The 1,236-nt window shown below is 37.5% G+C and carries 1 protein-coding gene and 2 pseudogenes; all 3 read right to left on the minus strand.

All coding sequences use genetic code 11. The features are described from left to right. A pseudogene (locus VXQ92_RS19070) lies at positions 1-272 on the minus strand (lauroyl acyltransferase); the annotation flags it as partial. 119 nt (positions 273-391) lie between these two features. Continuing rightward, a pseudogene (locus VXQ92_RS19075) lies at positions 392-1,024 on the minus strand (LysE family translocator). A gap of 146 nt (positions 1,025-1,170) precedes the next feature. After that, positions 1,171-1,236 (minus strand): hypothetical protein (locus VXQ92_RS19080; RefSeq protein ID WP_416682856.1); only part of this gene is annotated, 66 nt, incomplete at its 5' end.

Consider the following 1,236-nt stretch of genomic DNA (forward strand, 5'->3'; position numbering starts at 1 on the left):
ATATCTACAAAAACTTGTTTTGCTTGTTGCTGTACTTTTTCAGGTGACCATTCAGGGAAACAAACTTCTAAATTACGAATTGTGGTTTTACGACGAGACTTTAAATATTTCCAAGCAAGGTTTGCCAATCCATGAGCTAAGCGCCATTGAATTGCCCACGGTAAAATAGCCAAAAGCATCAGGAAAGTAATCGCAATCCACACACCCCAATATTTAGGCAACAAAAAGGACCATTGAAACTCACCGGGCGTATAAGGCTGCTTTTGGCTCATAACGATATATAGAATTTAAAAAGTTAAAACTGCCATAAGTGTATCACGAACTGAATTTATCGTCGTAATACACAGGAGTAAATTGAAGGTTTAGACGCGATAAAGAAAAATAAAGTGGGTTATCGGCGGTGTTCTAGAAGAATACGAGCCGCAAGGCCGGCTAATACTGTACCCATGACCCAGCGTTGAATGCTTGCCCAAAGTGGTTTTTTTTGTAGAAAAAGAGCAATGCTACCAGCAGAAAATACAATCAGCGCATTTACTGAAACGCTTACAAAAATTTGTATAGTTCCGAGTTGGATAGACTGCGCTAAAATACTGCCTTGTTGTGGGTGAATAAACTGAGGTAATAAAGATAAATACATAATCGCAATTTTAGGATTAAGTAAATTAGTCAAAAAGCCCATTAAAAATAACTTTAATGGTGAGTCAACCGCTAAATCTTTAACATTAAAAATAGGTGTGGCATTGGGGCGTAAAGCTTTCCATGCTAACCAAAGTAAGTACATCGCACCGGCAATACGAATAGTGTCATAGGCATATGGAACTGCGCCCACACGTGCCGTAATCCCGAACGAAGCCCAGACCATCTAAAATACAAAACCCACCGCAACGCCACCGAGAGAAATAAAACCTGCGAGTTTGCCCTGACTAATGGAACGAGAGATAATATAAATCATGTTTGGGCCAGGGGTGAGTACCATCGCCAGACAAATGAATCCAAATGCCAAAATTTGAGAGAGATCTAGCATGGAAATATCCTTAAATATTATTATACTGATAGGTATAACATAATTATTTTTATAAATCTTATTTGAAAAAATATCTTAAATTATATTTAAAAAAGCCCCCTCATCTAGGAGGCCTTTTAAATTAATCTGCATGTAAAAAAAATTAATTAATTCCCTTTACTCATTTGCTCAAGTTCATCCCAGCGCTCTAACTTTTCAAGGAGTAATTCTTC

The organism is Acinetobacter sp. 228 (genome assembly GCF_048147885.1).